The 2,833-nt window shown below is 39.7% G+C and carries 2 protein-coding genes and 1 pseudogene; 2 read left to right on the top strand and 1 reads right to left on the bottom strand.

All coding sequences use genetic code 11. From position 1 onward, the window contains the following. Nucleotides 1-39 precede the first annotated feature (39 nt). Nucleotides 40-606 carry a helix-turn-helix domain-containing protein gene (locus tag BN1765_RS17190; RefSeq protein ID WP_050616261.1) on the top strand — a complete coding sequence of 189 codons (567 nt, stop codon included), beginning with the start codon at nucleotides 40-42 and terminating at the stop codon, nucleotides 604-606. Then, a pseudogene (locus BN1765_RS17185) lies at nucleotides 600-1,445 on the top strand (IS3 family transposase); the annotation flags it as partial. The gene BN1765_RS17190 and the pseudogene BN1765_RS17185, both read left to right, overlap by 7 nt. Here the strand turns inward: BN1765_RS17185 and BN1765_RS17180 are convergent. Continuing rightward, nucleotides 1,442-2,565 (bottom strand): IS3 family transposase gene (locus BN1765_RS17180; protein ID WP_147554225.1). Its coding sequence is split into 2 segments (ribosomal slippage): nucleotides 1,442-2,319 and nucleotides 2,319-2,565, totalling 1,125 coding nucleotides; the frame shifts between segments, so codons are not numbered across the junction. The pseudogene BN1765_RS17185 and the gene BN1765_RS17180 overlap by 4 nt on opposite strands. Nucleotides 2,566-2,833: the final 268 nt, after the last annotated feature.

Raw genomic sequence — 2,833 nt, 5'->3', positions numbered from 1 at the left:
AAGTTAGAGTTGAAAATCTAACTTTTGGGGTGTTTATTTATGGCTAAATATAGTGAAACCTTTAAATTAATGGTTGTGAAAGAATATTTAGAAGGAAAACTGGGATATACGCTTTTAGCTCAGAAACATGGATTACCGTGTAGTACACCGATTAAAAGGTGGGTGAAAAACTATGAGAAATTTGGTGAAGATGGATTAAGAAGAAAGACAAAAAAGAGCATTTATCCTGTTCAATTCAAGCTGGATGTATTAAGCTTTATGCAAAGAACAGGTTCTTCAGAAACAGAAACAGCCCTGCACTTCGGGATCACGAATCCTCCTATGATTGCTTCGTGGAAGAAGGCTTTTCATGAGGGTGGGACTGAAGCCCTGGATAAACCGAAAGGACGGCCTCCAATGTCTGATAAAGCGAAGAATAAGAAAACAAATAAACGGTCAGAACAACATGAAATGACCTACGAACAACAATTGGAACGTGAAAATGAACTGCTTCGTTTGGAGGTTGATTACCTAAAAAAGTTGAGAGCTTTTCGGATAGATCCGGACGGTTATCTCGAAAAGCACAAGCAGCGTTATCATACGAACTCAAAGAAAAATACCGATTAAAAGATGTGTTATGTAGGGTGAATCTACCTGAAGCCACTTATCATTATCATATAAAAAAGATGAAGGAAGAGAATCCGGATCAAGAACTTGAAGTGTGTATTCAAGCCATTTTTGAAGAGAACAATGGCAATTACGGATACCGTCGAATCCACCTGGAATTGAGAAACAGGGGGATCCTGGTAAATCATAAAAAGGTGCAGCGCCTCATGAAGAAACAAGGGCTTAAAGGAGATAAATTCAGAAGGAAATCGCGTCGGTACAGCTCATACAAAGGGAACGTCGGGACAATAGCTAAGAACCGCATCCACCGACGTTTTTACACGAATGTGTGTCATCAAAAATTGACCACTGATATCACAGAGTTCAAGTGTAAAGAGGGTGTAAAACTGTATTTAAACCCTATTATGGATTTATTCAATGGTGAAATTCTTTCGTATGGAATAGGGCCGCGTCCAACCTTAGAGCTTGCCCTCCAGCCTCTTGAGAAAGCACTGGATATCGTGAAAGATTCTCCCTATAGAACAACCGTTCATTCCGATCAGGGATGGCACTATCAACATAAAAAATGGGTCAAAACCCTCCAGAAGAACAAGGTATTCCAAAGTATGTCCCGGAAAGGGAACTGTTTGGATAATTCACCGATGGAAAACTTTTTCGGATTACTCAAACAAGAGATGTATTATGGAGAAGCTCTGTGTACGTATGAGGATCTTAAAGAGAAGATTGAAACCTATATTCATTATTATAATAACAAGCGAATTAAACAAAAATTAGCTGGCATGAGCCCGGTTCAATACCGTCTTCACGCCAGCCAATTTGGAATGGTAATACTAAACTAGACACTTTTTTTAAGGTGTGTTTCTTTAAACTGAACGGGACTTAAATATCCCAATGTTTCGTGAATTCTGAAATGGTTAAACCAATGGACATAATCATATAGTTCAGAACGTAACTGTTCGAGTGTTTCAAATGTTCGTCCTCTCACAAACTCTGTTTTTAAGATTTTGTAAGTCGCTTCTGCCACTGCGTTATCATAGGGACATCCTTTCATACTTAATGACCGCTTAATTTCAAACGTTTCAAGCGTTTCATCCAAATGCTTATTTTTGAATTCGCTGCCTCGGTCTGTATGAAATAAGGTGATCAATCGCAGATCATGTTGCACAGTAGACAGTGCTTTACTCACCAGTTTGGCATCTTTTTTCGGTCCTACACTGTGTCCAATCAACTCACGGTTATATAAATCAATCAATAAGCAGATATAGTTCCAGGAATCCTTGACACGTACATACGTCAGGTCACTCACAACGACAGCCAGTTCTTCTTTTTGATGAAAGGACCTGTCTAACTCGTTGCTCACTTTTTCCTCATTACAGCTTGCTTTATGGGGTTTAAACTGGGCTAATGTATAAGACGATATCAATCCTTCTTCCTTCATAATCCGTCCGATTCGGCGGCGGGACACACAATGGCCTTGCTTTTTTAATTCGATCTTAATCTTGCGCGCTCCATAGTTCTGGCGGCTTTTCTGAAAGATTTCAATGATCAGTGACCGAATACGCTCTTCCTGCTGATTATCCTGTATTTTCGCTTCATAATAATAAGAAGAACGGGAAATGTTGAGGACGATGCACATTGCTGATACCGAGTATTTGTGACGGTTATTTCGAATCACTTTTACTTTCGTCCCATGATCAGCGCGGCTTGCTTTAAAATGTCATTTTCCATTTGTAGCTGTTTCAGTTCTTTGCGTATCTTCATTAATTCAGTTTGTTCAGGTGTACGATTGTCTGCTTCCTTAAAGGAACCAGCCGTTCTGCTTTGCTTCACCCACTTATCTAGGGCAGACGGGGTTAGCTCATATTCAGCGATAATCTCTTTTCGTGGTTTTCCATTCTCATATAGTAATACAATTTGTTTCTTGAAATCTTCTGTAAATGTTCGTCTCGATCTGGTCATATACAACGCTCCTTAACTAAATAGGTAATGGCAGACTTGTTAAATAGAGTGTTCACCCCGTCACTTGACATGGAGCCTCTACTGGCATGGTTGAAAAGCCAGACTGCCAGTTTATCAAACTGGCAAGCCACGTCAGGCTACCATGCCAGAACCTCCATATAAAGTGACTAGTACAGCTTTTTCCATCTTATAGGGAAGCTATACTCAAAATGAGGATTTTGTCCGCCACACCTTAATTTTTTTGTCCAGTTAAGTGTTGCCTATCCAT

The sequence above is a fragment of the Bacillus testis genome (assembly GCF_001243895.1).
In the GTDB taxonomy this organism is placed as follows: domain Bacteria; phylum Bacillota; class Bacilli; order Bacillales; family DSM-1321; genus Bacillus_AD; species Bacillus_AD testis.
The sequence above is the reverse complement of the archived record's forward strand: the minus strand, read 5'-3'. Positions and strand labels throughout refer to the sequence as shown.

Excerpts from the sequence above, each read along its gene's own strand:
- BN1765_RS17190 (WP_050616261.1), top strand. The coding sequence starts at position 40 with ATGGCTAAATATAGTGAAACCTTTAAATTAATGGTTGTGAAAGAATAT.